This window comes from Mesorhizobium sp. Pch-S, from assembly GCF_004136315.1.
In the GTDB taxonomy this organism is placed as follows: domain Bacteria; phylum Pseudomonadota; class Alphaproteobacteria; order Rhizobiales; family Rhizobiaceae; genus Mesorhizobium.
Window position 1 is genome coordinate 171,533 of the sequence record NZ_CP029562.1, and the last position, 25,825, is coordinate 197,357.

General features: G+C 61.4%; 24 protein-coding genes and 1 pseudogene. 13 read left to right on the forward strand and 12 right to left on the reverse strand.

Annotation, left to right across the window (positions count from 1 at the left end; genetic code table 11):
- Nucleotides 1–108 precede the first annotated feature (108 nt).
- Nucleotides 109–501 (reverse strand): helix-turn-helix domain-containing protein, encoded by a 393-nt coding sequence (locus C1M53_RS00810; RefSeq protein ID WP_129410498.1) that lies wholly within the window; start codon nucleotides 499–501, stop codon nucleotides 109–111.
- 339 nt (nucleotides 502–840) lie between these two features.
- Here C1M53_RS00810 and C1M53_RS00815 point away from each other — a divergent pair, with 339 nt between their 5' ends.
- Nucleotides 841–1,629: an SDR family oxidoreductase gene (locus C1M53_RS00815; protein ID WP_207213060.1), complete on the forward strand. Its 789-nt coding sequence runs from the start codon at nucleotides 841–843 to the stop codon at nucleotides 1,627–1,629.
- Between the two features lie 19 nt (nucleotides 1,630–1,648).
- Here C1M53_RS00815 and C1M53_RS00820 read toward each other — a convergent pair whose 3' ends face one another.
- Nucleotides 1,649–2,080, reverse strand: a complete 432-nt coding sequence (locus tag C1M53_RS00820) for a GNAT family N-acetyltransferase (RefSeq protein ID WP_129410499.1) — start codon at nucleotides 2,078–2,080, stop codon at nucleotides 1,649–1,651.
- A gap of 171 nt (nucleotides 2,081–2,251) precedes the next feature.
- Here C1M53_RS00820 and C1M53_RS00825 point away from each other — a divergent pair, with 171 nt between their 5' ends.
- From C1M53_RS00825 to C1M53_RS00850, 5 genes are all read left to right on the forward strand, one after another.
- On the forward strand, nucleotides 2,252–3,070 hold the full coding sequence (locus C1M53_RS00825; RefSeq protein WP_129410500.1) for an AAC(3) family N-acetyltransferase: 819 nt from the start codon (nucleotides 2,252–2,254) through the stop codon (nucleotides 3,068–3,070).
- A 232-nt stretch (nucleotides 3,071–3,302) separates the two neighbouring features.
- Nucleotides 3,303–5,459: a PBP1A family penicillin-binding protein gene (locus C1M53_RS00830; RefSeq protein ID WP_129410501.1), complete on the forward strand. Its 2,157-nt coding sequence runs from the start codon at nucleotides 3,303–3,305 to the stop codon at nucleotides 5,457–5,459.
- Nucleotides 5,460–5,616: 157 nt separating this feature from the next.
- Complete coding sequence (locus C1M53_RS00835; protein ID WP_129410502.1) at nucleotides 5,617–6,201, forward strand: DUF1214 domain-containing protein; 585 nt, start codon at nucleotides 5,617–5,619, stop codon at nucleotides 6,199–6,201.
- A complete protein-coding gene (locus tag C1M53_RS00840; protein ID WP_129410503.1) occupies nucleotides 6,194–6,742 on the forward strand; it encodes a DUF1254 domain-containing protein in 549 nt (182 codons plus the stop codon). Before C1M53_RS00835 ends, C1M53_RS00840 begins: the two co-directional genes overlap by 8 nt.
- A 542-nt stretch (nucleotides 6,743–7,284) precedes the next feature.
- Nucleotides 7,285–8,229 carry a hypothetical protein gene (locus C1M53_RS00850; protein ID WP_129410505.1) on the forward strand — a complete coding sequence of 315 codons (945 nt, stop codon included), beginning with the start codon at nucleotides 7,285–7,287 and terminating at the stop codon, nucleotides 8,227–8,229.
- On the opposite strand, the gene C1M53_RS00855 is transcribed toward C1M53_RS00850, so the two are convergent.
- The 3 genes from C1M53_RS00855 to C1M53_RS00865 form a co-directional block, all read right to left on the reverse strand.
- The gene (locus C1M53_RS00855) at nucleotides 8,216–8,563 is read right to left on the reverse strand and encodes a DUF1491 family protein (RefSeq protein ID WP_129410506.1); all 348 of its coding nucleotides are present in this window, start codon (nucleotides 8,561–8,563) and stop codon (nucleotides 8,216–8,218) included. The genes C1M53_RS00850 and C1M53_RS00855 overlap by 14 nt on opposite strands.
- A gap of 92 nt (nucleotides 8,564–8,655) precedes the next feature.
- Nucleotides 8,656–9,471 carry a peptidoglycan-binding protein gene (locus tag C1M53_RS00860; RefSeq protein ID WP_165358011.1) on the reverse strand — a complete coding sequence of 272 codons (816 nt, stop codon included), beginning with the start codon at nucleotides 9,469–9,471 and terminating at the stop codon, nucleotides 8,656–8,658.
- Nucleotides 9,446–11,131 (reverse strand): HAMP domain-containing sensor histidine kinase, encoded by a 1,686-nt coding sequence (locus C1M53_RS00865; protein WP_129415965.1) that lies wholly within the window; start codon nucleotides 11,129–11,131, stop codon nucleotides 9,446–9,448. Before C1M53_RS00865 ends, C1M53_RS00860 begins: the two co-directional genes overlap by 26 nt.
- Nucleotides 11,132–11,685: 554 nt before the next feature.
- Here C1M53_RS00865 and C1M53_RS00870 point away from each other — a divergent pair.
- Nucleotides 11,686–12,057, forward strand: coding sequence for a DUF5330 domain-containing protein (locus C1M53_RS00870; RefSeq protein ID WP_129410507.1), 372 nt, complete (start codon nucleotides 11,686–11,688; stop codon nucleotides 12,055–12,057).
- 122 nt (nucleotides 12,058–12,179) lie between these two features.
- Entirely contained in the window at nucleotides 12,180–12,608 is a 429-nt protein-coding gene (locus C1M53_RS00875) for a SufE family protein (protein ID WP_129410508.1), read from the forward strand.
- Between the two features lie 148 nt (nucleotides 12,609–12,756).
- On the opposite strand, the gene C1M53_RS00880 is transcribed toward C1M53_RS00875, so the two are convergent.
- A complete protein-coding gene (locus C1M53_RS00880) occupies nucleotides 12,757–13,182 on the reverse strand; it encodes a MucR family transcriptional regulator (protein WP_054308879.1) in 426 nt (141 codons plus the stop codon).
- A gap of 411 nt (nucleotides 13,183–13,593) precedes the next feature.
- Here C1M53_RS00880 and C1M53_RS00885 point away from each other — a divergent pair, with 411 nt between their 5' ends.
- From C1M53_RS00885 to C1M53_RS00895, 3 genes are read left to right on the forward strand one after another with little or no spacing between them, the layout of a single operon-like run.
- Complete coding sequence (locus C1M53_RS00885; RefSeq protein ID WP_129410509.1) at nucleotides 13,594–15,699, forward strand: S9 family peptidase; 2,106 nt, start codon at nucleotides 13,594–13,596, stop codon at nucleotides 15,697–15,699.
- A 43-nt stretch (nucleotides 15,700–15,742) separates the two neighbouring features.
- The gene (locus C1M53_RS00890) at nucleotides 15,743–16,726 is read left to right on the forward strand and encodes an AraC family transcriptional regulator (protein WP_129410510.1); all 984 of its coding nucleotides are present in this window, start codon (nucleotides 15,743–15,745) and stop codon (nucleotides 16,724–16,726) included.
- A gap of 59 nt (nucleotides 16,727–16,785) precedes the next feature.
- Complete coding sequence (locus C1M53_RS00895; RefSeq protein WP_129410511.1) at nucleotides 16,786–18,000, forward strand: MFS transporter; 1,215 nt, start codon at nucleotides 16,786–16,788, stop codon at nucleotides 17,998–18,000.
- A 74-nt stretch (nucleotides 18,001–18,074) separates the two neighbouring features.
- Here the strand turns inward: C1M53_RS00895 and C1M53_RS00900 are convergent, their stop codons facing one another.
- The 4 genes from C1M53_RS00900 to C1M53_RS00915 form a co-directional block, all read right to left on the reverse strand.
- Nucleotides 18,075–19,016, reverse strand: a complete 942-nt coding sequence (locus C1M53_RS00900; protein WP_129410512.1) for a cytochrome c — start codon at nucleotides 19,014–19,016, stop codon at nucleotides 18,075–18,077.
- Nucleotides 19,017–19,020: 4 nt separating this feature from the next.
- Nucleotides 19,021–19,458 (reverse strand): cytochrome c, encoded by a 438-nt coding sequence (locus tag C1M53_RS00905; protein WP_129410513.1) that lies wholly within the window; start codon nucleotides 19,456–19,458, stop codon nucleotides 19,021–19,023.
- A gap of 202 nt (nucleotides 19,459–19,660) precedes the next feature.
- Complete coding sequence (locus C1M53_RS00910) at nucleotides 19,661–20,257, reverse strand: superoxide dismutase (RefSeq protein ID WP_129410514.1); 597 nt, start codon at nucleotides 20,255–20,257, stop codon at nucleotides 19,661–19,663.
- Between the two features lie 212 nt (nucleotides 20,258–20,469).
- A complete protein-coding gene (locus tag C1M53_RS00915) occupies nucleotides 20,470–21,348 on the reverse strand; it encodes a branched-chain amino acid aminotransferase (RefSeq protein ID WP_129410515.1) in 879 nt (292 codons plus the stop codon).
- Between the two features lie 405 nt (nucleotides 21,349–21,753).
- Between C1M53_RS00915 and C1M53_RS00920 the strand changes: the two genes are divergently transcribed.
- Both C1M53_RS00920 and C1M53_RS00925 read left to right on the forward strand, forming a co-directional pair.
- Nucleotides 21,754–22,575: a L,D-transpeptidase gene (locus C1M53_RS00920; RefSeq protein ID WP_129410516.1), complete on the forward strand. Its 822-nt coding sequence runs from the start codon at nucleotides 21,754–21,756 to the stop codon at nucleotides 22,573–22,575.
- Nucleotides 22,576–22,726: 151 nt separating this feature from the next.
- A complete protein-coding gene (locus tag C1M53_RS00925; RefSeq protein WP_129410517.1) occupies nucleotides 22,727–23,566 on the forward strand; it encodes a DUF2066 domain-containing protein in 840 nt (279 codons plus the stop codon).
- Between the two features lie 7 nt (nucleotides 23,567–23,573).
- Here the strand turns inward: C1M53_RS00925 and C1M53_RS00930 are convergent, their stop codons facing one another.
- Nucleotides 23,574–24,104 (reverse strand): GNAT family N-acetyltransferase, encoded by a 531-nt coding sequence (locus C1M53_RS00930; RefSeq protein ID WP_129410518.1) that lies wholly within the window; start codon nucleotides 24,102–24,104, stop codon nucleotides 23,574–23,576.
- Between the two features lie 30 nt (nucleotides 24,105–24,134).
- Nucleotides 24,135–25,648 (reverse strand): annotated as a pseudogene (locus C1M53_RS00935) (helicase HerA-like C-terminal domain-containing protein).
- Nucleotides 25,649–25,825 lie beyond the last annotated feature (177 nt).

Below are 25,825 nucleotides of genomic sequence, written 5' to 3' on the forward strand. Positions count from 1 at the left end.
GATATTCATGAAAAATCTGATGTAATGGTCTTAATTTTCATACCGGATTTCGCAACGCCAATTCGTTTCAATTGTGCATTTATCGCGTTGCAATAAAGACACAATCGGTCACGCGACCATCGAACCAGGCGCTTTGGATTGCTTCTGGTCAAAAATCTGCTGTGCGTGATGGATCGCGTGGGCGTTGCTTTCAGACCAATCGCGCAACACGCCAAGAGGCAATTTCAGGGAATTTCCCAGCGCCGTGAGGCTGTATTCGACACCGGGGGGCGTGGTGTCGACGAGGTGGCGATTGACAAGGCCGTTCCGTTCGAGGCGCCGCAGAGATTGCGTCAGGGTCTTCTGGCTGATGCCTTCCACCTGACGCTTGAGCGCATTGAAACGCGCCGCACCGCCATCAAGGTAAATCTGCCGCAGTACGACCAGGGTCCATTTGTCGGAGAAAAGTTCGAACATCGTATCCCCGTCGACGGCCAAACGGTCGGTGACGTGATCGTTCATAACTGTCTCCTGATTTGCTTCCCCCCAAATCGAAACTCGCGCAGTAACAGCCGTAGGCTGCTTTGGTTCCTTCACAATTTGGAGTTTTTCGCCGGTCAACGCCGATCTGACCGATCGAAACAGCGACGGCGGCACCCGCAACGGCTTGCGACCTCTGGCTCGATGCCCTGTCGACCCTGCCGCACCTCTGACGAGGCGTAACACGACTGCACCAATCCAAACCGACACTCTGAGCCAAAGCCGGGGTCGCGACCCCGGACTCAACGATCATCCCTGAGGACGACAGGATTGCACCCGAGAGTCTGCTAGGCTTGGCCACATTCGAAAGAGGGAGAAACCATGCAGATGAACGACGGCAAGCCCGTGGTGATCATAACCGGCGGCGGCAGCGGCATCGGCGCCGCCTTGGCCGAACGGCTCGCCACCTCCCATCATGTCGTCATCTGCGGGCGTCGCAAGGATGCGCTCGATAAGGTTGCGGCGCGCAGTGGAGCGCATGCTGTCGCCCTGGACGTCACCGATCATGCTGCTGCAAGGCTGCTGGTAACGCAGACGCTGGAGCGATACGGACACCTCGACGGCCTTGTCCTCAATGCCGGTATCATCCTGTCCGCGTCGATCGCGGAACTCCCTGTCGCGGACTGGGAGCGTCAGATCGCGGTCAATCTGACGGCGCCCTTCGTCATGACCCAGGCGGCGCTGCCGCATCTTCTGGCCAGTCGCGGCGCTGTCGTTGCGGTGAGTTCGGTGGGGGCGATGCAAACCGGGCCTGGTATCGCAGCCTATTCGGCAGCCAAGGCCGGCATCAGCCAGTTCACCAGATGCCTTGCTTATGAATATGCGCGCCATGGCCTGCGTGCCAATGTCGTGGCGCCCGGCTGGATTCGCAGCGAGATGGCGGATGAGGAAATGCGTGCGTTGCCGATCGGAACCGATCTGGAGGCTGCCTACGCCAAGGTGAGCGAACATGTTCCGCAACGGCGCGCCGGCTCTTCGGCAGAGGCCGCCGAGGTCATCGCTTTCCTCCTGTCGCCTGCGGCTTCTTTCGTCAACGGCGCGGTCTATGCAGTTGATGGCGGCTCGCTGGTCGCCAATTCCGGCATGACCTATGTCGACGGACTGGACTGAGGGCCACATAGGCGCGCGTTTACCGCAACCGGATTAGACCGGCATCGGTCGGCGCGAACCGGCAAGCCTTGAAGTAGAAGTCCCGCAGGTGGGGGTCGAAATCGACATGCAGCCATTCGCAGCGCGAAGTCTTGGCGTTGTCGACGGCAACCCGCACCAGTTGCGATGCGTAGCCGCGGCGACGGTGCGCCGAATGCACCATCGTATCGAGCAGGAAAGCATGTACGCCACCATCCCAGGCAACGTTGACGAAGCCGATGAGATCGCTCCCGATCCGCAGGGTCACCCAACCCAGGCTGAAACGGTTGGCCTGAGACCACCAATCATCGTCAAACTGCGCATGTTCGAAACATTCGGCATGCAGTGCATTCAACTCGGCGTTTTCGAAACCGCCGCGCCATAGAAAGTGCGGCAGGGAGCGATCCGGCGTAGTGTCCAGGCTTGCTGTCATGGGTCCTTATCGCCAGGCACTGCTTTTGAGACAAGATATTCGCCAACCTGCGCCATGCACGCGGGCCGTTTGTGCCAACGGATGGGTTTGTCTGGGAACCGCGCGCAGCTGCGAGATCATTCTGAAGATGCGTCCCACATCGCATAGGCCTGTAGCGTCAAGGAAGATCAGATGACGGAACACCGCATTGTCGCTGCCACTCCCGAGCCGCGGACCCGGGACGGCCTCATCCGTGATCTGCAGCAACTGGGCGTAAAGCCAGGCGAAACGCTGCTCGTCCATTGCGCCCTGAGCACGCTGGGCTGGGTCTCTGGCGGCGCGGAAGCGGTTGTGCGTGCCTTGCTCGACGCGATCACCGAGACCGGCACATTGGTGATGCCCTCGCAGTCGTCACAGCTCAGCGATCCCGTGCACTGGCAGGCACCAGCCGTTCCTGACAGCTGGATCGAAATCATCCGCGAGACCTTGCCAGCCTTTGACCCGCTCACCACGCCGACGCGAGATATGGGTGCGGTCGCGGAACTGTTCCGCACCTGGCCTGGCGCGCGGCGAAGTCTGCATCCGACCTGCTCCTTCTCCGCCCTCGGCCCTTCGGCAGAGACAATCATCGCGCGGCAACCACTGGCAGAGCCGTTCGGCAAAGATGGTCCCCTTGGGCACCTCTATCGATCGGCAGCACGCATTCTGCTGCTCGGCGCGGATTTCGACACGTGCACTGCCTTTCACCTGGCCGAACACATGGCGTGGCCGTCCCTGCCGAGGATCGCGGAAGGATCTCCCCTCATCGTGGACGGGCAACGCCGTTGGGTGAATTTTGACATTGCGTCCGGGGATGCAGACCGGTTTCCGAAGATTGGGAAGGAATTGATGCTCCAAGGCCTGGTCCAGACCGGAGTGGTTGGCTCCGCAACCTGCCATCTGATGTCGATGCCGGCAGTTGTCGATGCTGCCGCCAGGATCATGGCCATGCAGCAACCTCCTTCCGAATGAGTCACTCTGAAGAAACGGCAGAATGGAGAGGTCATCGTGCGCCGATACGCCGCCGCCTTTACCTTCCCTTCACCAATCGCGCATCCAATGGTGAGGCTCTTGCCAGTACCGCCGCAATCGACCAATAGTCGGCTCGGCAACTGAAAATGAAGCCGTCCGCGTTCCTGATTGCGCGGCAAACGAGTATACTGGCGCCACGGCGCAACCCATCGCAAGCGTGTAACCGGCCTCGATGACCATCCCCCAGGAACCGCGCAAGAAAAGAGGGCCGATCGCGGCCTGGTTCCTGTCGCTCGACGCATGGCTGGATTCGAGCCTCTACAAGCTCCGCTACCGCGCCGGTGAATTCTGGGAATCGGCAACCATCTTCTTTCGCCGCTTCAAGGTCACCGGCTGGCGACGCTGGCTGATCGAAGGCCTGTCTGAGGGATTTACGCTCGGGGCCGGCGCTTCCGTCGCGCTGCTGGCGCTCGCCCTGCCCGCCTTCCAGGAAACATCGGGCGACTGGCGAGCGCAGGGCGACTTCGCGGTGACCTTCCTGGACCGCTACGGCAACGAGATCGGCCAGCGCGGTATCATCCAGCGCGATTCCGTGCCCGTCGACCAGATGCCGGATCATGTCATCAAGGCCGTGCTTTCCACCGAAGACCGCCGCTTCTTCGAACACTACGGCATCGATTTTCTCGGCCTGGCGCGCGCGCTGACGGAAAATGTGCGCGCCAATTCAGTGGTTCAGGGTGGCTCCTCCATAACCCAGCAATTGGCCAAGAACCTGTTCCTCACCAACGAACGCACGTTGGAACGCAAGGTCAAGGAAGCTTTTCTTTCCCTGTGGCTTGAAGCCAACCTTTCCAAGAAGGAAATCCTGCAACTCTACCTCGACCGCTCCTACATGGGCGGTGGCACTTTCGGCATCGAAGCGGCGGCCGATTTCTATTTCGGCAAGAGCGTGAAGGATCTGACGCTGGCCGAGGCAGCGATGCTGGCCGGCCTGTTCAAGGCGCCGACCAAATATGCGCCGCACATCAACCTGCCCGCCGCGCGCGCCCGCGCCAATGTCGTGCTCAACAACATGGTCGACAGCGGCTTCATGTCGGAGGGGCAGGTCCTGCAGGCCAGGCTGCACCCGGCCAATGTCGTCGACCGCGGCGAACGCAAGAGCCCCGACTATTTCCTCGACTGGGCCTTCGACGAGGTCAAGAAGATCGCCCCGAAGGGCACGCACTCGCTGGTTGCGCACACCACGTTCGACGCCAACATCCAGGATGCGGCGGAAGAATCGGTCGAGTTCCACCTGCGCCAGTACGGCAAGGAATACCGCGTCACCGAAGGTGCTGTCGTCGTCATCGAGACCAACGGCTCCGTGCGCGCGATCGTTGGCGGACGCGACTACGGCGCCAGCCAGTTCAACCGCGCCACCAAGGCGCTGCGCCAGACCGGATCGTCCTTCAAGCCCTATGTCTACGCGACAGCCATGGAACATGGCTTCACGCCGGATTCGGTCGTCTCAAGCGGTCCCGTCAGTTGGGGCAACTGGTCGCCGAAGAACTACAGCGGTGGTTTCGGCGGCAAGATCACGCTGCTCAACGCTTTCGTGAAGTCCATCAATACCGTGCCTGTCAGGCTCGCCAAGGACTCGCTGTCGATCCCGCCGATCAAGAAGCTGGCCGAAGACATGGGCGTTGAATCGCCGCTGGAATCGCACAAGACCATGGTGCTCGGCACCTCCGGTATGACGGTGATGGACCAGGCCACCGGTTACTCGGTCTTTGCCCAGAACGGCTATGTCGGCACCCGCCACGGCATCACACAGCTGGTCACCCACACCGGCGATGTCGTCTACGACTGGGCCAAGGATGCCCCCGCCCCTCGCCGTGTGCTGTCGGAACAGGCTTTGCGCTCGATGAACGCGATGCTGACCCAGGTGCCCGTCATCGGTACGGCGCGGCGCGCGGCCCTGCCCAACATCGTCTCCGGCGGCAAGACCGGCACCACGCAGAGCTATCGCGACGCCTGGTATGTCGGCTTCACCGGCAACTACACGGCAGCTGTCTGGCTCGGCAATGACGATTTCAGGCCGACCAACAACATGACCGGCGGCTCGCTTCCGGCGATGATCTGGCAGCGCATGATGGTCTACGCCCATCAGAACATCGACCTGAAGCCGATACCCGGCATCGACCAGCCTTTCGTCGACAAGACGGTGGCTGCAAAGGCCGAAGAGGCGCAGAAGAAGCAAGCCGCCGAAGAGGAGGCGAGAGTCGCGGCGGAACGCCCACCCGTGCTCTCCAGCCGCACGACACAGACGCTGCGCACGCTCTCCAAGACCTTCGAGGACGCAGTTCAGCTCGTTCCACCCGCCACGCCTGAAAAGCTCTCGGCCCTGTGACGCCTGCACGCCCCTCCTGGCTTGCCCGTGTCTCCTCGCGTGGCTATGTCGAGATGTTTCCGTTTTTCACGGAAACGCGGAAACGCTTTAACTCTTTGTCTTTACGCAAAAACGCTACGAACTTTTGCTGCAATTGCTCTGGTCCTGACGAGCCTACATGCTGAAGAACGCTTTGCTGACGCTGCTGGCACTCACCATCGCCATCGGGCTCGGCGGCGGCAGCGTCTGGTATACGCTCGACGCCCAGAGCGGCGGCGGCGCCATCCGCATCGGACCATGGACGGCCTTTCCCGACATCGGCACGCTCGACGCTGACCCCTATTCGCAGGCACGCGTCGCTCGCCAGGGTGCACTGACGCTTGGTCGCGCAGAAGGCTTGTCGTTTATCGCCGAGGCCGATTCGAGTGGCGAGGGATTGCGGCGCGAATGCAGCTACACGATCGAGGGCGGCTCCCCCACCGCGCGCTTCTGGACGCTGCATGTTGCGGACCTGACGCTCGACCCGATCGCCTCGGGCAGACCGCACCAGGCCGCCCTGCACTCCTACGAAATCCTGCGCCAAGGCGATAACTCGGCCATCATCACGGTGGCTCCGAATGCCGCCCCTGGCAACTGGCTTCCGGTCAGCGGCTCGGGTCCGTTGCGTTTCGTTTTGAATTTCTACGATACGCCGATCGCCGCTTCGACGGGGCTTTCCGATGTGAAGCTGCCCACCATCGTCAGGGTCGGCTGCAATGGGTAAGCTCCTCCACGCAATCATCATCGGGCTGATCGGCGCCGCGATCGTCCATATCGCGGTGCTGTTGCTGGTGCCGGAGTTTTCAGAGCGCGATGCCTGGTCGAACCTGTCGATGAAGGCGGATTTCTACGCCATGACGCGGCTCGATGCCGAGCCCGACAGCCCGGCCCCGATCAAGTCGATCGATCCGCTGTTTGCGGCCGCGGCCTGCCGTTTCGACCTAAGCGACGGCGTGGTGCAGGTGACCGCACCCGGCTCGGTGCCATTCTGGTCGGTCTCGGTCTATGACCGCAATGGCCACAACATCTACAGTTTCAACGATCGCAGTGCGACCAGCGGACAGATGGATGCGGTTGTGCTGACGCCGGCGCAGATGATCGAGATGCGCAAGGCATTGCCGGAAGGCTTCGAAGGTTCGATTTTTGTCGAAGCCCCCATCGAAGAAGGCATCGTGGTGCTGCGCGCATTCGTGCCGGACGAAAGCTGGCGGCCGGCCGTGACCAAATTTCTCAGTCAGAGTTCCTGCGACCTGCAGCAATTCTGACCCTGGAACATTTTGCAGCCACGTGGAATCACTTGGCGTTACAAAAATGAATCACTTGGCGTTACAAAAATGCTTCAAAAACAAAAACTTAGAGCGCTTCCGTGAAAGACGGAACCACTCTGACGACCACCTGTTCAGTGTCGCGGCTTGGGCGACGGCGTGCCGTTCGCGCCGGCTTCGATGCCCGCGACAGCCGGTATTGCCTCCTGGGGCCGCTCGTAGCGGACTCCCGGGAAGATGATCACGGCCGCCGCCGTATCAACGCTGCGTGGAAGTCTGTTTGGTGCCGCACTCCGCGGCGTAAAAGACAGAACCTGTCCCATGGTTCGCGCATTCCTCTCAGGTTGTACCCAGAGCACAAACGCAACGCCTCCTTCTGTGATTAGGCTCTCAGAGGGTTAACGTAGCGCTAACGGATGGTCGCTAATTTGAAGATTGTTCGCGCGTTTGACGGCCGGCTCGGCTCTGTAGCAAGCGACGGCGTACTGGTGTGAATTGTACAGGCGTAACCCGTGTCTTCTTCCGATTTCCGGCAAATCGCTATGCGGACCGAAACGCGAAAGGCCGAGCGGCTGTTTCGCGCCGCCATCTCAGCGTTCTGTTCGTTGCCACGTCCCTCGCGACGCGAGATCGCGCAACTGGAAGATCTTGCGCTGCCTCTCTTCGACGATGTCCCCGATGAAGCGCTGCGCTTTGGCGCAGCCGCACTGTCGGAAACCGAATATGCTCCACGACAACTGATATTGCGTCTGGCCGAATGCAAGGTCGACGTCGCCGCACCTCTGCTGATCCGCTCTGCGGTGCTCGGTGATGTCGACCTCATCGCCCTGATCGGTCGGCACGGGTTGCCACACGCGCGGGCGATTGGCCGCCGCAAGGACCTCAATCCGGCCATTGCGCATCTGATCCGCGCGCTCGAAAGGCCAAAACTGGCCTTAGCTCAGCCTGCCGAAGACGCCGCTCCCAAAATCAATGACCGCACCACCACCGAACCGGGTGAGGCCGCTGAAGGCGTCCGTCACCGGTTGCGCACGATCATGGCCGAAACACGCGGCACATCCGCCGCAGTGCGTGACGCCACGCCCTACACCAAATTGCGCGAGACGGCGCTGAGCGGCAATCTGGCCTTCTTCCAGACCGCGTTGGCCGATGCGCTGCGCATCGACTTCGCCACAGCCCACTCCATCGTCATGGCCAATGACTTTACACGGCTGCTCTCGGCACTGCGTGTACTCGAGCTTGGCGAGGACCATGCTTTCCTGATCGCCGTTGCCGTCCTTCCGCAACAGTTTCCGCATCCTCAGGCGATCCGCCTGTTCCTGGACCGCTATCGGCTGCTGCCACCAGAGGTCGCTCGCAATCAGCTCAGCCAATGGCAGCTCGAGGCAATGTCGCCCGGCCTGCGCGATGCCCGGCAGACGACGGCAAACTCAGACAGGCCCGTCGCTGTACAGCCGAAATTCGGCAAGAGTTTCAAGAAGTCCTGATCGCGATCAGTTCCTCGATCGGAACCGAGCCCGGCTCGACCTCGACCACCCAGATGTCGGGATCGAATTTTCGTTCCCGTTCCAGCCTGGTGTTGACGGCTTCTTCGTCCAGTGTCGTTTCGAGCCTGCCGAACAGGCGCTCGTCAGGCCTGGCTTCGTCATAGCTGGTCTGCGGGGCCGGACCGAACAGCGTCACTTCGCCGAAGCGATCGCGCGTCAGCACAAAGACGGCGCCGGCCTCGGTCGCGCCGCGCTGAATGACAGCCGCGAAGCCGCTGGAGGAAAAGACCCGTCTTACCATGGCCGAAACCCAGAGATCGGTGGTTACGCGCATGCCCGGTCTCCACGTGGAGGGCCGCAGTCTATGTTGCTGGTCATGGATTGATTGCTGTAGCAGGGCGTACGCTGCTGTCCAGCGAGGAAAACCTAGTTCGTCAGGCCGATCTCACGCATCTTTGCGTACACCGCCTCATCCGGCTCGCCGGTTTCGGGCAGGCCGAAAAGTGACTGGAACTCGCGGATGGCAGCCTTTGTGCGCCCCCCGATGACCCCATCGGTCTTGATATCGTTGTTGCCGAAAGCGCGCAGGCCGGCCTGGATTTTCACGATCCGGGCGTCGAGCTTCTGCTGGCCAGGCACCGGGGCCGTACCGGCTTGATTGCCAATGATCCCGGCCACTTCGTCACGCGGCGCAGGTTGCGGCACCACGGACGCAGTGGTGGCCGCGATACCAAGCTGGTCGAGCAGCGCCTCATCGATGTTACCGGAAACCGGCAAGCCCATCTTCTGTCGGTAGGCCTCGATTGCCTTGCGCGTCGCAGGCCCGGTCAGACCGTCGACGGTGCCATCGTAGTAGCCGATATCCTTCAACACGCCCTGCACACGCTGCACGATCGGGTCGCTTTTGGCGATGACGGCAACCGGAGAAGTCGTGCCCTGCGCGGCGGACGCCTGCGGTTCAGGGCGTTCGATATTGATCGTGGTTTCCGGCTCCACCTGTGCCGGCGCCGGGAAATGCTGGTAACTGCGGGTGGCAAAAAAGGCGCCCGCATGCAGGCCGGGCTGGTACCAGAGTGCATTGGCCGAGACGTAGAACAGCGTCACCAGGAAAGCCGTCGAGCCGCCCACCAGAACAGGATTGTTGGCGATCGCCTCACCCAGCGCCGCGGTCCCGGCCTGCAGCATGCCGGGACGCTGCTTGGCTCGCGTGCCCTTCCTAGGCTGTTTTACGGAGCGGGCCAAGGCCGGCCTCCTTTTCGTTCCGTGGCTGCGCGAGCGGCAGAACTGTCGGCTTGGACGCACCGCCCTTCGGACCATCGATCGGCAGGCTGATCGTCACCTTGGTGCCCTCGCCTGGTGCGCTTTCGATCGACATCGTGCCGTCATGCAGGCTGACCAATCCCTTGACCAGGGACAGGCCAAGCCCGGTGCCCTCGAAGCGACGGGTATAGTCGTTCTGGATCTGCATGAACGGCTTGCCGAGATTGCAGAGGTCGGCCTCCGCGATGCCGATGCCGGTGTCACTCACCCAGAAATGCAGTCGCGAACCAAGGCGGCGCGCACCGATCGACACAGCGCCTCCATCAGGCGTGAACTTGATCGCATTCGAGGTCAGGTTGATCAGGATCTGTTGCACGGCACGACGGTCGGCGTTGATCTCGCCGGCGTCGGCCGGAATCTGCGTGGTCAACTTGATGTGCTTTGCCTCAGCCTGGATGCGCATCATCGATTGGCACATCTCGACGGCGTCGACGAAACGGAAAGGCTCCGGCTGCGCTGAATATGCGCCCGACTCGATACGCGATACGTCGAGGATCGAGGTGACCACGGCCAACAGATGCTGGCCGGAATCACGGACCAGCTCCACGTACTCCTTCTGGCGCGGATCCTTGAAGCCACCAAAGATCTCGTTGAGCAGCATGTCGGAGAAACCGATGATCGCATTCAGCGGGGTGCGCAACTCGTGGCTGACAGCCGCGAGGAAGCGGCCCTTGGCGACATCGGCACCGGCAGCGGATTCCCGCGCGACATCGAGGGCTTCCCTCAGGTCGACTGTCTCGTCATTGGCGCGCAGCAGCGCAACGAGGTCGTCACCCCCTCGCATCAACTCCAGCAGGAACGGCCTGTGGTTGGCACCGAGATCGGTGGTATCGCCCTTCGGCAAACGTATGCGCAATTCGACGCGACGCAGAACAGCACCTTCGCGCATGTCGGCCAGCGCAGACAGGTAAGCAACGCGATCTGCAAGGTGGACCCGGTCGAACAGACCGCTACCGGAAAGCAGCTCCGGCGCGAGCTTCAGCAGGACGCGCGACTGGGAAGATGCATCCGCCACTTCTCCGTTCAGGCCTATACGCAATACGACCGCGTCGATGACATCCTCGAGGCGCGCCTGCTCCTGCGCTGGCTCTTCCGAAGTCAGCGCCAACCCACGCATGCGCGGCAGCAGGGTGAGCCCCCAGGCGACCGGGAAAAGCCAATGCCACGCTGCAGGCGCTTCCACCGGCAGCAGGGGGGTGAGCACGAACTGGAGGGCAACGGTTGCAATGGCGGCGATGACACCAAGGCCTACGGAGCGGCGGCGGCCACAGACAAAGAAAGCTTCCACCGGGAGAGCCAGGACCAGGACCAGCAGCGGCGAAGCCAACCCGCCTCCAGCCGCAATCAAACCAGCCAGGCCAACGGATGCCAAGCCGAGCGCTGCGCCTGCAGACGGAACGAGCCGACCCGTTGCGGCTACCAACAACGCCATGAACCAGGAGAGTCCGAAGACTGCAAATATGGTGGCTACGGTCACGCCGGCACCCAGCCTTGCCGTGACCAGAACCACCGCCATGCTCGCAGCAAGGAATGGCGCTGCAAACATAAGGCCGACAAAGCGACGCTGCATGCGGCGTGCCATTGGATCGATCACGGACGTGTGCACGAGACGCTCGCAGCCAGCAGCCACGGCATCGGGCAAGTCAGCGTATCGGGTCGCAATAGAGTTCAACGCAACGCACTCTCAACTGTCTGCTTTGCAGATCACTTTTGGTTGGTCTGAAACTCGCATCCAGCATTTAAGGAATGAATAAAACGAAGCCTGACAACGACATCTCCACGGCGAATATCGGCATCGAATGGCCCGCATGCCCAGCCGATTGCGGTCATGGTAAACGCAGGGTTAGCCGGATAGGGTCGCGGACCCGATGCCCGTTTTCGCGCCGGCTAAAAACCACATTAAAAAAGATCTTCAAAGACAATCAGTTAGATGGTTACTCCCACCCTAACGGGACCGCTCTCAATTTAGCATTGCTTAAATCAAAAACCGTTCCTTACCCGGTCGTCTAAAATTTGAAGAAAATTCTCTGTTGGGCTGCAAGCCGTCCTTTGTACGACTGTGTCAGGATCACTCTCAACAAACGAGGTCGCGGCACAAGAATGCACGACCCGGTCACAACGAGAGAGGGTCATACCATGTTCTTCCTGCTCAGAGCCGCGTTCTGGTTCTCCCTGGTGCTGCTCGCCCTGCCTTTCGGCATCGGCTCCGGCGAACAGGGCCGTGAGAGCGTCAATCCGATCCAGGCACTGCTGGCTGCACGCGACGCCGTCGGCGACATTGCCGGCATGTGCGAACGCAAGCCCGATGTCTGCGAAACCGGAAAGGCCGCCATGCACACGATCGGCGTGCGCGCCCAGGAAACCGCTCGCATCGCTGCCGACATGCTCGATCAGCAGCCTGCCGAGCAGGTTGCGCGCCCGGTTGAAACCGTTCCTGTCACCGACCAGGCGACCATTACCGGCAGCGTCATCCCGACGCCGTCGGCCCGTCCAGACCCGAACAGCTGACATATTCCGCGCCTTGATTTTCCCTTGCCGACCTCCGGCATCACCGCAGGCTGCCTCCCTCTCGGCACCTGCGGTTTTTCTTTTTCCGTGACTGTCTCGAGCGTCGTGACTATATCGCCTGCATGACCACAACAATCGACGCCATCCGCGACGACTTCTCCCTGCTGGACGAGTGGGAGGATCGCTATCGCTACGTGATCGAATTGGGCGAGTCGCTGGCTGAATTCCCGGAAAGCGCTCGCGTACCTGCCAATAAGGTGCCCGGCTGCGTCAGTCAGGTATGGCTGACGACCGAACGCAGCGGCGATACGGATCCCGTCCTGACATTCCAGGGCGATTCCGACGCGCATATCGTACGCGGGCTGGTGGCGATCATGCTGGCACTGTTTTCGGGCCGCCCTTCCAGCGAAATCCTCAAGACCGACGCGGAAGCCACGCTGAAAACGCTGGGGCTGGACGAGCATCTTTCGCCACAGCGGGCCAATGGGCTGCGCTCGATGGTCAAGCGCATCAAGCATGACGCCGAAGCGGCTCTGACGCAGGCTGCCTGAGTTTTATCCGGATCAGCAAGCCGCCCTCGCAGCCCTTGCAACAGCGATAACCTGAACAAGCAGCGAAAGAAAAACGGCGCCGAAAGGCGCCGTTCAACACTATACCCGAAGTATACTCGACGGGATACTCCAGGATCGACTGCTGGATTCAGCGTCCCTTGCGCTTGCGACCCAAACCCATCTTCTTTGCAAGCTGCGAGCGGGCGGCAGCGTAGTTCGGTGCCACCATCGGATAGCTGGCATCCAGGCCCCACTTCTCGCGATACTGATCCGGGGTGAGCCCGTAGTGGGTCATCAAATGACGCTTGAGCGACTTGAACTTCTTACCGTCCTCAAGGCAGACGATGTATTCGTCATGAACCGAACGCTTCGGGTTGACGGCCGGCTTCTGCTTGTCAGCAGGCGGCTGTTCCACCGTTCCACCCACTCTGCCCAGGGCAGCGTGAACGTCTGCGATCAGATTAGGCAATTCACCGACAGGAACGGGATTGTTGCTGACATAAGCGGCAACGACGTCCGCGGTGAGTTCGATCAGCATATCGCTATTTCTAGGAGGCGTTTCCGCAATATCCATATCGTTCTGGTCCCAACGAGAGTTAAGTGTTGCCCATTCTTCAGAGGGCGTCGCACGATTCTCAACAGGGCGCGCCCATGAGTCGTGTCACGCAGCCTTAATGGACTTGATGGGCAAGTAAGTCAATTCATTGCCTGACTATATTAATACTAAACAAGCAAATATTCTTGGACGAATGGATATTTTTCGTACTATGTACACATTTCCGGTTCTCCCCCGCCCCTAATCAACGACACTCCTGCAGAATTTCTTGAACTATTTCGGAAGTGTCGACGGAAGGTTCTTCCAACGGCTGCTGTTCCCAAGGCCAGACAGCTCTCCCTCGGCACCGATCAAAGCCACCGACGCCCCTTGAACGGAACGCGACCAGAGTGTTCAGTCAAACCTTGGATTCGACAGCACGAGATATGGATGACCCTAAAAGCGATCTTCCCATCGGCCGAGGCACCGCGGGCGAAAAAGCAGCCTCAAGCCGATACGCACCACGGCATCACCCGAACCGACGACTATGCCTGGCTGAGAGCGGACAACTGGCAGGAAGTCTTCAAGGATCCGTCGCTGCTTGCTCCGGAGATCCGAACTCACCTGGAGGCCGAGAATTCCTATCAGTCAGCGCTGATGGCGGACACGGCTGAGCTGCAAAAAGCGCTCTTTGCCGAGATGAAGGGACGTATCAAGGAAGATGATTCCTCCGTTCCGATGAAGGACGGGCCGTTTGCCTATGGCTCCTCCTTCAAGCTTGGCGGCGAGCAGCCGCGCTATTTCCGCATGCCAAGAGAAGGCGGCGAACAGCAGATCCTGCTCGACGGCGACCTTGAGGCCGAAGGCAAGGCCTATTTTCGCCTCGGCGGCGTCGATCACTCGTCGGACCACAACAAGTTGCTCTGGTCGTTCGACGACAAGGGCTCGGAATTCCACACGCTGCTGGTGCGCGACATAGCGACGGGCAAAGACCTGGCCGACCGCATCACGGATACCGGCGGCAGCGGTGTCTGGTCACGAGACAACAGCGGTTTCTTCTACACAAGGCTGGATGCCAACCATCGTCCTTCCAAGACTTTCTATCACGCAATCGGCAGCGACGAACAAGAAGATCGCCTGGTCTACGAGGAACAGGATCCCGGCTTCTTCATGAGTGTCGGCGGAACGCGTAGCAATGAATGGATCATGATCGGCATCAACGATCATGAGACATCCGAATACAGGCTGCTGCCCGCCAGCGATCCGACGGCAGAACCAAAGCTTGTGGCCGCCCGTGAAACCGGGCTGCAATACGACCTGGAGGAAGGCGGCGACGTCTTCTTCGTCCTGACCAACGCTGATGGTGCCAAGGACTTCAAGGTCATGGCGGCTCCCGCGCACGATCCGGTCAGGGCCAACTGGAAGGAAATCGTCCCGCATGAACCCGGGCGGCTGATCCTCTCCGTCATCGGCTTCAAGGATTTTCTGGTGCGGCTGGAGCGCAAGGACGGGCTGCCGCGCATCGTGGTGCGCGAACGGGCGAGCGGCGAGGAACACCTGATTTCATTCGCGGAAGAGGCATTCTCGCTGGGATTGTCAGGTTCCTATGAATACGACACCGACGTGGTGCGGTTCTCCTATTCGTCGATGACGACGCCGGCCCAGGTGTTCGACTACGACATGCGTACGCGCCAGCGCACGCTCCTGAAAACACAGGAGGTGCCATCGGGCCATGACGCCAGCCACTATGTTACACGCCGGCTTATGGCGCCCTCGCATGACGGCGAGCTGGTCCCGGTATCTCTGATCCATCATCGCGACACCGCGATCGACGGCTCGGCACCCTGCCTGCTCTATGGTTATGGCTCCTATGGCATCACCATCCCGGCCTCGTTCAACACCAACTGCCTTTCTCTGGTCGATCGCGGCTTCGTCTATGCGATTGCCCATATCCGTGGCGGCAAGGACAAGGGATACGCCTGGTATGAGGACGGCAAGCGAGCCAAGAAGACAAATACCTTCAAGGATTTCGTTGCTGTTGCCCGCCATCTGGTGGCCGAACGCTACACCCGTCACGACCGGATCGTGGCGCAAGGCGGTTCAGCCGGCGGCATGCTGATGGGCGCGATCGCCAATATGGCGCCGGAGGCTTTCGGCGGCATCGTGGCCGAAGTACCATTTGTCGATGTCCTGACCACCATGCTCGATGAGACACTGCCGCTGACGCCGCCGGAGTGGCCGGAATGGGGCAACCCGATTGCCTCGGAAGCAGACTACAAGACGATCGCCGCCTATTCGCCCTACGACAAGGTAACCGGGGCGAACTATCCGCCCATCCTCGCTGTCGCCGGCCTCACCGATCCTCGCGTGACCTATTGGGAGCCCGCGAAGTGGGTGGCGAAGTTGCGCGAGGTGAAAAGTGGTGACAATCCGGTTCTGTTCAAGATCAACATGGACTCCGGCCATGCCGGTGCGTCCGGCCGTTTCTCGCGACTGGAGGAAATCGCGCTGAACTACGCGTTCGCGCTGAAGGTAACGGGCAAGCAGACCGCGTAGGGGTCGACTTGCCACCCGGACGACCGGCACATAGAATAGCCGGATGCTTCACTATTCGTCCAAGTCACCGCCACCGGTCCCGACGGACGCGCTCAGCCAAATCCTCCAGGATTTTCGGCTCAGCGGCGTCAGCTACGGCCGTTGCGAGCTCCGGCATCCATGGAGCATCACCTTTCCCCAGCAACCTTTGCTGCGGTTTCATTTTGTCAGCGACGGGCCCTGCTGGGTACACACCGAGGCCGAGGGCTGGCAGGAATTGCGCGCGGGCGACCTCGTGCTGCTGCCACAAGGCGTCGAGCATCGCCTGGCCAGTTCGCCGGAAGTTACCGGCAACTGCATGACGAGTTGCGAAGTGACCCAGCACGGCGGCAATGTCTGTGAAGTCGTGCAACAGGGCGAAGGCGCCGCCAGCGTGTTGTTCTGTGGCTCGATGGCGTTGGGAGCCTATGCCCTGCACCCGCTGATCAGCCTGATGCCCGTTATCATCAAGGGCTGCGACGTGGCCGCCAACGACCCGATCGTCAGCCCCCTGCTGGAGGCCATGGCGCAGGAGGCATGCCATCCCAAGATGGGTGGCGCCACGATATTGTCGCGTATGGCCGACCTGCTTACCGCCCGGCTGATACGCTGCTGGGTCAAGTGCAATGACAGCTCGACCACCGGCTGGCTCGCGGCCATTCGCGACCCCCATATCGGGCGCGTGCTTGTGGCAATGCACCGCGACCCCGGTCATAACTGGACGCTGGAAAGCCTCGCCGGCCTGGCCGGCCAATCGCGCTCGGTTTTCGCGGAGCGCTTCAGCGCCATCCTTGGCGAAGGTGCCGCGCACTATCTGGCCCGCCTGCGCATGCAGCTCGCAAAGGAATTGCTGGGACAAGGCGATCTTTCGGTCGCCGAAGTCGCCACTCGCCTGGGCTATGAGTCCGAAGCCTCCTTCGCGCGCGCATTCAAGCGCATCACCAACGTCTCACCTGGTGTTGTGCGGCGCACAATTTCCGGACGAACGGACATGGAATTCGGATTTTAAGATACAGATCATCCTGATAAGCTTGTTTATGAAGAGCTCCAAACCTTGGAGACCTTCATATGACGGACACAACCCTATCGCTTGATCGCGTCGCGATAGATGTCGAACCGGACGCGTCGGAAGAAACGTCCTGGAGCGCCACGACCTGGCTCGCCGTTCTGTCGATGGCCGCCACCAGCTTCGCGCTGGTGTCGGCTGAATTCCTGCCGGCGGGCCTTTTGACACCAATGGCGCGCGATCTGGGCATCAGCGAAGGAACGGCTGGACAAGTCGTCACCGCCACCGCCTCGGTGGGCGCGGTGGCAGCGCTGCTGAGCAACGTTCTCATCGGCAAATTGAACCGCAAGACGGTGCTGATCGTCCTCAGCGCGCTGGCGATCGGCTCCAACATTCTTTCCGCACTGGCAACGGACTTCTGGCTGCTGCTGCTGGGTCGTGCCGGGCTGGGTATCTCGATCAGCGCCTTCTGGGCGCTTTCGGTCGCGGTCGTGGCGCGGCTGGTTGGCGCGAACGCGACCGGACGGGGCATGGCCATCGTCACCCTTGGCGTCTCGCTGGCCACCATCGCGGCGCCGTCGCTCGGCGCGCTGATCAGCGACTGGCTGGGCTGGCGTGTCGCCATGGCGATGACGGCGGGGCTCGCCGCGCTTGCCATGGTGCTGCAGTTCATCAGCCTGCCGACCCTGCCGGCGGCCGCAAGCAACAGCCTGGCCGACGTGCTTCGGCTGACGCGCCGGCGCGGCATCCAATTCGGCATGCTGGCCATCCTCGTGTTGATGACCGGGCACTTCGCGGGTTCGGTCTATGTGCGTCCGTTCCTTGAAAAGGTGACCCTGCTCGGCACCGGACCGATCGCGCTGGCGCTGCTCGGCTTTGGCATCGCCGCAGTAGTCGGCAACGTTGCCGGCGGACGCATGGCGGACGCCAACATCCGCATGGCGCTGGTTACCACCTCGATCCTGATGGGGCTCGCTGCGCTCGCGCTGGTGCTATGGGGCGCGCATATCGGTATCGCCTTCGGTTTCGTCACGCTCTGGGGCTTCGCCTTCGGCATGGCGCCGGTCGTGTTGCCGACCAATCTGTCGCGCGCGGCGCCAGACGCGCTGGAGGCTTCCGGCAGCCTGATGGTGGTGTCCTTCCAGGTCGCCATCACCACCGGAGCGGTTGTCGGCGGCTATATCGTGGACACCTACGGCGCTTCGGGACCTTTGACCCTTACCGCCATTCTCGCAGCGGTAACGGCGGCCCTGGTGCTGCTGCAGCCGCGCGGATAAACCTCTACCTGCCCCGCCGCGCCATGGCGGGGCAGCCGCTGGCGCGATCCCTTCCATGCAGGCGCCGCAATGCCTTAACTCTGCGGTTTTGCCACCTGGTATCCATCCTTGTGCGCCGGAATGGCCTTCAGATACGCCGCGATCGCCGCACGGTCCTGCGGCGTCAGTTTTGCCATGTTTTCCTGCACGTCGGCCATGGCGCCACCGGCCGAGTCGAATTCCGGCGTGAAGCCGGTTTCGAGATAATTGGCGATGTCGGCGGCAGACCAGTCGCCGATGCCTCCCTCACCACCGGTGATGTTCGGCACGACGCCGCCACCTTCGGCCGCTTTCGCGCCGGCAAGCCATTCGGCCTTCTTCGCTCCCCCGAACATGTCACGCGGGGTATGACATTCGCCGCAATGCCCCGGTCCTTCAACCAGGTAGCGGCCGGCGAGCACATCGGCCGGCGCGTCGGCAGCGAATGCAACCACCGGGCTGCTGTCGAGGTACAGCTGTTTCCACAGGCCGATGCCGCGGCGAATGTTGAAGGGGAATGACAGCACCGGCTCCGCCGCCTTGCCCGGCACGGCTGGCAAGGTTTTCATGAAGGCATAGAGATCCGCGACATCCGGCAGCTTCATGCGCGCGTAGGAAGGATACGGAAACGCCGGATAGAGATGCTCGCCCGCTGGCGAGACACCGCGCATCATCGCATTGGCGAAGTCTTCCATCGACCAGGCGCCGATACCATCGGCCTTGTCCTGCGAGATGTTGGGAGCAACGAAGGTGCCGAACTCCGTCTTCAACTCAAGCCCGCCGACGAGCTCGAGCCTGGCTTCTCCCTCGGCCTTGGGCCGGGCATGGCAGGAGGTGCAGCCGCCGGCATAGAAGATACGCTCGCCGCGCCCGGCGTCGCCCTGGCCGAGCGCCTGCACGTCGCCTGCCGCCAGCCGAACCGGCTCCGACAGCCACCAGCCGATACCCGCGGCGACCGCAGCCAGCGCCACCACGGCGCCGGCTATCTTTCCCAGCACCGGATCAGCTCTTCTTCAGGCGATAGACCTTGTGACAGGCGCCGCAATTGGCTGCGACCTTGCCGAAGCTTTCCTTCAATGCGTCGACATTGGCAGGAGCTGCCGCAACCGCAGCCTTCACATCGGCTAGATACTTGTCTTCGGCGGCCTTGAAGCCAGCCATGTCTTCCCAGATCTTCGGCGAGGCTTCCGTCTTGCCCTGATCGCTGCCGGCCGGGAACAAAACGGCCACGTCGAACTTGTCGGCATTGGCTTCAAGCGCCTTCAACTGCTCCAGCACGGCAGCAGCATCAAAAGCTTCCTCGCCTTTGACGACCTTGGACAGGCCGCCGACGATCTTGCCGCGTTCCTTCATCGAAGCCTCTCGGTCGGCGATCGGATCGGCGAAGGCTGCCGAACCGGCGAAGGCGAGCATTGAGATGGCGAGGACTAGCTTTCTCATTCCGTGGGCTCCGTGATTGAAAGTGAGGCATATGCCTGCGGACAACGGCCAAGGTGGCGTAAAAATTCCCGAATATCCACCGCCAGCGTTCTGAACTTCCGGTGAACGACCTGAAGCCCCTGCCAAGATCCGGTACAATTTCTTGATTTCAAAAATAAAAAGCCCCGCTCTCGCGGGGCTTTTCTGGAACGAAAAGACCGTTTCAGGCCTTCTCGTAGAGTTCCAGCACGTAGTCCCAGTTGATGAGGCTGTCGACGAAAGCCTCGAGATACTTCGGGCGCGCGTTGCGGTAGTCGATGTAATAGGAATGTTCCCACACGTCGACGCCGAGGATCGGGGTCGCGCCATGGACGAGCGGGTTCTCGCCATTCGGGGTCTTGGAGATTTCGAGCTTGCCGTTCTTGACCGAAACCCAGGCCCAGCCGGAACCGAACTGCGTGGTACCGGCGGCAATGAAGTCGGCCTTGAACTTGTCGTAGCCGCCGAGATCGCTGTCGACTGCCTTCTGCAGCGCCCCGGGCAGCTTGTTGCCGCCGCCGCCCTTCTTCATCCACTTCCAGAAGTGGATGTGGTTGTAGTGCTGGGCAGCGTTGTTGAAGAGACCGGCATTCTTGCCGAACGACTGTTTCACCACCTCTTCGACCGACAGATTCTCGAGACCAGCCTCGGCAGCCAGCTTGTTGCCGTTGTCGACATAGGCCTTATGGTGCTTGTCGTGATGATATTCCAGCGTCTCCTTCGACATGAAGGGCTGAAGCGCCTCATAATCGTAAGGCAGGGCGGGCAATTCGAAGGCCATGGATAAACTCCCTTGTGGCAAAAAACTCAGTGTCGATACCGAACTAAGATAGGGTTGGATCGATCAGCGACAACTCCGAAAAACGAAGCGTCGGCCATCTTCTAAAGCATGTCGCGCCCAAGTGTGTAGCGGTTTTGCGATAACGACACGCGCAAAATCGAACGCCCGGTGCGCAATGCGCGAGGCTGAAAGATCGCGACGCGCATGAGCCTTCAATGCACCGGTGTCGAATGGGCCCAGTCCCAGTAAAGCTCCCGCGCCTTCTTGGCGACCGGACCAGGTTGCAGATCGCGGTCCTCGAAGCGAGTGATCGGCACCACCTTCGAGTGATTTCCGGTCGAGAAAATCTCGTCCGCCTCACGAAAATCCTTCACCGTCAGCGTCTTCTCGGTGGTGCGGAAGCCATAGTCGGCGAGCAGCTTGATCGTGCGCGCACGGGTGATACCCGAAAGGAAGGTGCCATTGGCAGCCGGGGTGTAGACATGACCGTCCTTGACCATGAAGACATTGGACGAACCGGTCTCGGCCACGTTGCCCAGCATGTCCAGTACCAGCGCGTTGTCGAAACCGCGCGCCTTGGCTTCAAGGATCGAGCGACCATTGTTGGGATAGAGGCAGCCAGCCTTGGCATCCGTTGGCATCGTTTCCAGCGACGGGCGCCTGAACGACGACACGCCGATCGAAAATCCGGCTGGTGGCAACATCGGCGCTTCATAGAGACAGAGGCAGAACCGTGTCGATGCCGGGTCGGCGGGCACGCCCATGTAGCCGCCGTGTTCGGCCCAATACATCGGCCGGATGTAGACAGCCGTCTTGCCGTCGAACTTCTTCAGCCCGTCCCAGGTGAGGCCGATGATCTCCTCCGGCGTCTTGGTCGGCTCCAGGCCGAGCGAAACGGCCGACGCGTTGACGCGGGCAGCGTGGCGGTCGAGATCCGGTGCAACGCCCTCGAACCAGCGTGCACCGTCGAACACACTGGACGCCAGCCAGAACACGTGGCTGCGCGGGCCAACAAGAGCAACATTGCCTTCATGCCAGTCGCCATCGACGTAGGTCCAGGTGGTTGAAAGCGCTGCCGTTGCCAAAGTCATCGTCACGTCCCGTTTCTTGCCGCGATAAGGCTGCAGAGATTGGGCGTGCGGCAACGACCCCGTCAACCGGCATCGGTCAGATTTGGTAAGGCCAGGATGATGGAGCCGCCATCCGGCATCCGCCGGAGATCGTCACGCAGATGTGATCGGATCGCTGCCTACACGGACCAAGAGCAGGCTACGCAAGCGCTGGCGCGTTGGAAACCGTCGCGAATCCGCAGGTCCACCTCAAAATGGCGTTGCCGATCAGCAACAGTGGACCGCCTGTCATCGCCTCGCCTCTTTTTGTCCACCTTGCCGCCCGATTCAGAAACGCCTATCGCGCCCAACTGAAAAGAAAGCAACCTTTCGGGGCTCTGGCCCGTTCACGCTTTCTTCGACATATCGAACTATTCCAAGGCCATCATGATCAAGACGCCAGCTGCCCTCCCGATGACCCGTCGCGGGTTTCTGAACACCGCCCTGGTCGGTGCCGCGTCGATGGCACTCGCCGCCTGTACCACCGTTTCCCAGGAGCCGCCGCCCGTTACGCCAGTGGCCCCTCCTCCGCCGCCGGATCCGGTACTGCCGGAATATGCGGTCATGTACGGGCCGGTCGTGGACGAGAATTACGAAATCCCCGCCATTCCCTACCGCAAGATCGACCAGCAGTTCCTGCGCCAGGTGGTTCCCGACCCGACCGGCGAAAAGCCGGGTACGGTCGTCGTCGAGACCTCCACGCATTTCCTCTATGTCGTGTTGCCTGGCGGCCGTGCGTTGCGCTACGGCGTCGGCCTCGGTCGGGCTGGCTTTGCCTGGTCGGGCAGCGCGGTCATGCAGTGGAAGCGCAAATGGCCGAAGTGGACGCCACCTGAAGAAATGATCCAGCGTCAGCCGGAACTGAGAAAGTTCAGCGCCGACAATGGCGGCATGCCGCCCGGCCTGAAGAACCCGCTTGGCGCGCGCGCACTCTACCTGTTCCAGAACGGCGAAGATACGCTTTACCGCCTGCACGGTTCACCGGAGTGGAGTTCCATCGGCAAGTCTGTCTCGTCTGGCTGCGTGCGCCTGATGAACCAGGACGTCATTGACCTCTACGACCGGGTCAAGAACGGTGCCAAGGTGATCGTCACTGATGTCGCCGGCCGCCCCGTTGCCCCGACGGCCCCTGACGAACAGGGCATCCCGATTGACGAAGGCGTGCCCGAGGCGCGCCTTCTCGGCCCCGCCGGCCGTTCGTGGTTCTAGCTGACGCGACCGGAAACGACCTCTTTGAGACAGCCGTCACCCCGCCAGGTGGCGGCTGTTTTCTCTTGCACCCGATCCTGTTCGAAAAATCTGCACTTCCCGGAATGATGTTCTAAGCTGCTGCCATCGCGCTCTGGAGGAGACATGGCGCATGTGGGGACGTTTGAAATTCGTTTTTCTGGCGGCGGTCGCACTCGTGGCTGCAGCCTGCTGCAGCGCCAATGCAAAGGAAATTGACCGTGCCGACCTCTACCGCGCACAGTCGGTGACCAACGGTTTCGGGGAAGCGAACCGTGTGCGAGCGCTGGCGCCCAGCCTCACGGAGGTGCTGGTCAAGGTTTCCGGCGATCCAAGGCTGACCAGCGATCCGCGCGTTGCTGAAATGGCTGCCCGTGCGGCCGACTACGTCAAGGACTTCAGTTATCGCGACCTGCTCAACAACCGGCCGCCGCATGACGAGCAAGGCACCTACGACCGGCCGCAGTATCTCACCACCGATTTCGAGCCCGACAAGATCGATGCCCTGCTGGCATCTCTGACACGCAAGCCGTGGAGTTCGCAGCGCCCCGCAATCGTCGCGCTCTTCGACGTCAAGCCGATGAAAGGCAACGGTTTCGCGCTAGCCAGGGATAGCGATGCCGCAAACGCGGCCGACATGCGCACAGCCCTGATGGTGGCTGCCAGACAGGCCGGAATACCGCTGGTTCTACCCGGGCAAGACAACATCCGCTCGACCCGGGACAAGAAGCCGGAAGCACTGGCCAGCATGGCGAAAACCATTGGCGGCGACCTGGTCCTTGCCGGCACGATGGCGTGGCGCGACGAAGCACTTGGCTGGGTTGCTGACTGGCGGCTCCTTGCCAACGGCAAGGATTATCGCTGGCAGGTGCGCGGCGTAAGCTTTGACGACGCGTTCCGCAACGCCATGCTGGGCACGGCGCAGATCCTGTCAGGAAACGGCCAGCCCGAAGCGGTCACTTCTGCGCGTTAAATAGCGATCAGGTCGTGAAATTCAGCGCATAGCGACGCTGATCAATCATCTCGCCGCGCGACCGGGAAAAAACCTCGACGGTGTCGATGAAACTGAAGCCAAGTTTCGCGAGAACCCGCCCGGATGCGACATTGTCGACTGCGTGCCCGGACTTGAGTCCTTCGAACCCGGCATCCTCACGGGCAAAATGCACAGCAGACCGTGCCGCTTCAAACGCAAACCCGTGTCCCCACGCAGCAAGGTCGAACCAATAGCCCAGGCTGCCAACGCGGTCGGCGATCTCGTCGATATCGACGAGGCCAATCATTCGTCCTTCCCGTTCCACGGCGAACCGGTAGGCTTCACCCGCCAGCCATTCGCGTGGCTGGTCGTGAAACCATCGTCGTATCTCTTGCAGGTCTGGCGGAAACGACGCCATCCGCAGCATGCGAGCCACATCCCACTCCGACTGGATCGCGAAGGCCCTGTCGGCATCCGCAGCAATGGTCGGCCTCAGAACGAGACGTTCTGTACGCAAGGACCGGCGTGCGACCATCATCCCGGCAATCCGCGACGAAGCCTCGGAAGATCAGCGGCGTGAGAGACTGCCCAGGATCCCGCGCACGATTGCACGGCCGAGCGAGGAGCCGACCGAACGCACGACCGACTTGATCGCGGCTTCGGTGACGGTTTGCCGGTTCGATGGGCGCGGGGCGCGCGACTGGCCGGAAGGCTGGCGGCTGCCGCCGCCGAAATCCGGCAATGTCCAACCAGAACCGCTTTCCTGAGGTGCCTGCGCTTCGGCCGCCTTCTTCTGCAAGATCTCGAAAGCGGATTCGCGATCGACGGTCTCGTCATACTGGCCGGCGACGGGGCTTTCGGCGATCAGCCTGCGGCGCTCGTCGGTGGTGATTGGGCCAAGCCTCGACGACGGCGGACGGATCAGTGTGCGCTGAACCATGGATGGCGCACCTTTTTCCTCAAGCGTCGAGACCAGCGCCTCGCCGGTCCCGAGTTGGGTGATCGCCTTGGCACAGTCAAAATCGGGATTGGGACGGAAGGTATCGGCTGCCGTCCTCACCGCCTTCTGCTCACGCGGCGTGTAGGCACGCAACGCGTGCTGTACACGGTTGCCAAGCTGGGCCAGCACCGTTTCTGGTACATCGAGCGGGTTCTGGGTGACGAAGTAGACGCCGACGCCCTTCGAGCGGATCAGCCGCACCACCTGCTCGACCCGGTCGATCAGCGCCTTGGGCGCGTCGTCGAACAGAAGATGTGCTTCGTCGAAGAAGAAGACGAGCTTCGGCTTGTCGGGATCGCCGATCTCGGGAAGCTGCTCGAACAATTCGGACATCAGCCAGAGCAGGAAAGTGGCATAGAGGCGCGGATTGCCCATCAGCTTGTCGGCCGCAAGCACATTGACCGCGCCACGGCCGTCGCGTGTGGTGCGCATGATGTCGGCGATGCGCAGTGCCGGTCGCCGAAGAAATTGGCCCCACCCTGCTGCTCCAGGATGAGCAGCGAGCGCTGGATGGCGCCAACCGACAGCTTGGTGACATTGCCGAAACGGGCGGCAATTTCGCTGGCGCGTTCGGCGATGTTGGCGAGCAGCGCCTGCAAATCCTTCATGTCGAGCAGCAGCAGGCCTTCCTCGTCGGCAATGCGGAAAGCGATGTTCATCACCCCTTCCTGCGCCTCGGTAAGGTTCATCAGCCGCGACAGGAGCAGCGGTCCCATCTCCGAGACCGTGGCCCTGATCGGGTGCCCCTGCTCGCCGAACAGGTCCCAGAAGATGACGGGGAACTCCTGGAACTCATAAGGATCGAGCTTCACGTCCTTGGCGCGCTTGACCAGGAAGTCCTTGGCTTCTCCGACCGCTGCAATGCCTGAGAGATCACCCTTGATGTCGGCGCAGAAAACCGGAACCCCGGCATTCGAGAAGCCTTCAGCCATGATCTGCAGTGTCACGGTCTTGCCGGTTCCGGTGGCGCCGGTGACCAGGCCATGCCGGTTGCCGTAGCGCAACAGCAGGCTTTCCGGCCTCTGGTAGCTGTCGTCCGGCTTGCGGCTGGCGCCCAGGAAGATGCTTGTCTCGTCAGCCATGTCTCGTCTCCGCAAAGCCGCTGTGCAAATCGTCACAAACCAGTCCCGTCGCAGGTATAGTAACGCAACCACCAAATTCAAAGGCGTTAGTGACCTCCTTGCGACATTGGCCGCATTGCGATGCGCGGCAATGGACCTTAGAGTGATTTGAAAGTGGCTGATGCGGCCGGCAGACGA

Bases quoted from the DNA above. Each gene is read 5' to 3' on its own strand.
- C1M53_RS00830 (WP_129410501.1), top strand. From the start codon at position 3,303: ATGACCATCCCCCAGGAACCGCGCAAGAAAAGAGGGCCGATCGCGGCC.
- C1M53_RS00870 (WP_129410507.1), top strand. From the start codon at position 11,686: ATGTTCTTCCTGCTCAGAGCCGCGTTCTGGTTCTCCCTGGTGCTGCTC.
- C1M53_RS00905 (WP_129410513.1), bottom strand. From the start codon at position 19,458: ATGAGAAAGCTAGTCCTCGCCATCTCAATGCTCGCCTTCGCCGGTTCG.
- C1M53_RS00920 (WP_129410516.1), top strand. From the start codon at position 21,754: ATGATCAAGACGCCAGCTGCCCTCCCGATGACCCGTCGCGGGTTTCTG.
- C1M53_RS00820 (WP_129410499.1), bottom strand. From the start codon at position 2,080: ATGACAGCAAGCCTGGACACTACGCCGGATCGCTCCCTGCCGCACTTT.
- C1M53_RS00815 (WP_207213060.1), top strand. From the start codon at position 841: ATGCAGATGAACGACGGCAAGCCCGTGGTGATCATAACCGGCGGCGGC.
- C1M53_RS00875 (WP_129410508.1), top strand. From the start codon at position 12,180: ATGACCACAACAATCGACGCCATCCGCGACGACTTCTCCCTGCTGGAC.
- C1M53_RS00915 (WP_129410515.1), bottom strand. From the start codon at position 21,348: ATGACTTTGGCAACGGCAGCGCTTTCAACCACCTGGACCTACGTCGAT.
- C1M53_RS00855 (WP_129410506.1), bottom strand. From the start codon at position 8,563: ATGCGCGTAACCACCGATCTCTGGGTTTCGGCCATGGTAAGACGGGTC.
- C1M53_RS00890 (WP_129410510.1), top strand. From the start codon at position 15,743: ATGCTTCACTATTCGTCCAAGTCACCGCCACCGGTCCCGACGGACGCG.
- C1M53_RS00895 (WP_129410511.1), top strand. From the start codon at position 16,786: ATGACGGACACAACCCTATCGCTTGATCGCGTCGCGATAGATGTCGAA.
- C1M53_RS00865 (WP_129415965.1), bottom strand. From the start codon at position 11,131: ATGGCACGCCGCATGCAGCGTCGCTTTGTCGGCCTTATGTTTGCAGCG.
- C1M53_RS00910 (WP_129410514.1), bottom strand. From the start codon at position 20,257: ATGGCCTTCGAATTGCCCGCCCTGCCTTACGATTATGAGGCGCTTCAG.
- C1M53_RS00835 (WP_129410502.1), top strand. From the start codon at position 5,617: ATGCTGAAGAACGCTTTGCTGACGCTGCTGGCACTCACCATCGCCATC.
- C1M53_RS00850 (WP_129410505.1), top strand. From the start codon at position 7,285: ATGCGGACCGAAACGCGAAAGGCCGAGCGGCTGTTTCGCGCCGCCATC.
- C1M53_RS00885 (WP_129410509.1), top strand. From the start codon at position 13,594: ATGACCCTAAAAGCGATCTTCCCATCGGCCGAGGCACCGCGGGCGAAA.
- C1M53_RS00925 (WP_129410517.1), top strand. From the start codon at position 22,727: ATGTGGGGACGTTTGAAATTCGTTTTTCTGGCGGCGGTCGCACTCGTG.
- C1M53_RS00840 (WP_129410503.1), top strand. From the start codon at position 6,194: ATGGGTAAGCTCCTCCACGCAATCATCATCGGGCTGATCGGCGCCGCG.
- C1M53_RS00880 (WP_054308879.1), bottom strand. From the start codon at position 13,182: ATGGATATTGCGGAAACGCCTCCTAGAAATAGCGATATGCTGATCGAA.
- C1M53_RS00810 (WP_129410498.1), bottom strand. From the start codon at position 501: ATGAACGATCACGTCACCGACCGTTTGGCCGTCGACGGGGATACGATG.
- C1M53_RS00930 (WP_129410518.1), bottom strand. From the start codon at position 24,104: ATGATGGTCGCACGCCGGTCCTTGCGTACAGAACGTCTCGTTCTGAGG.
- C1M53_RS00825 (WP_129410500.1), top strand. From the start codon at position 2,252: ATGACGGAACACCGCATTGTCGCTGCCACTCCCGAGCCGCGGACCCGG.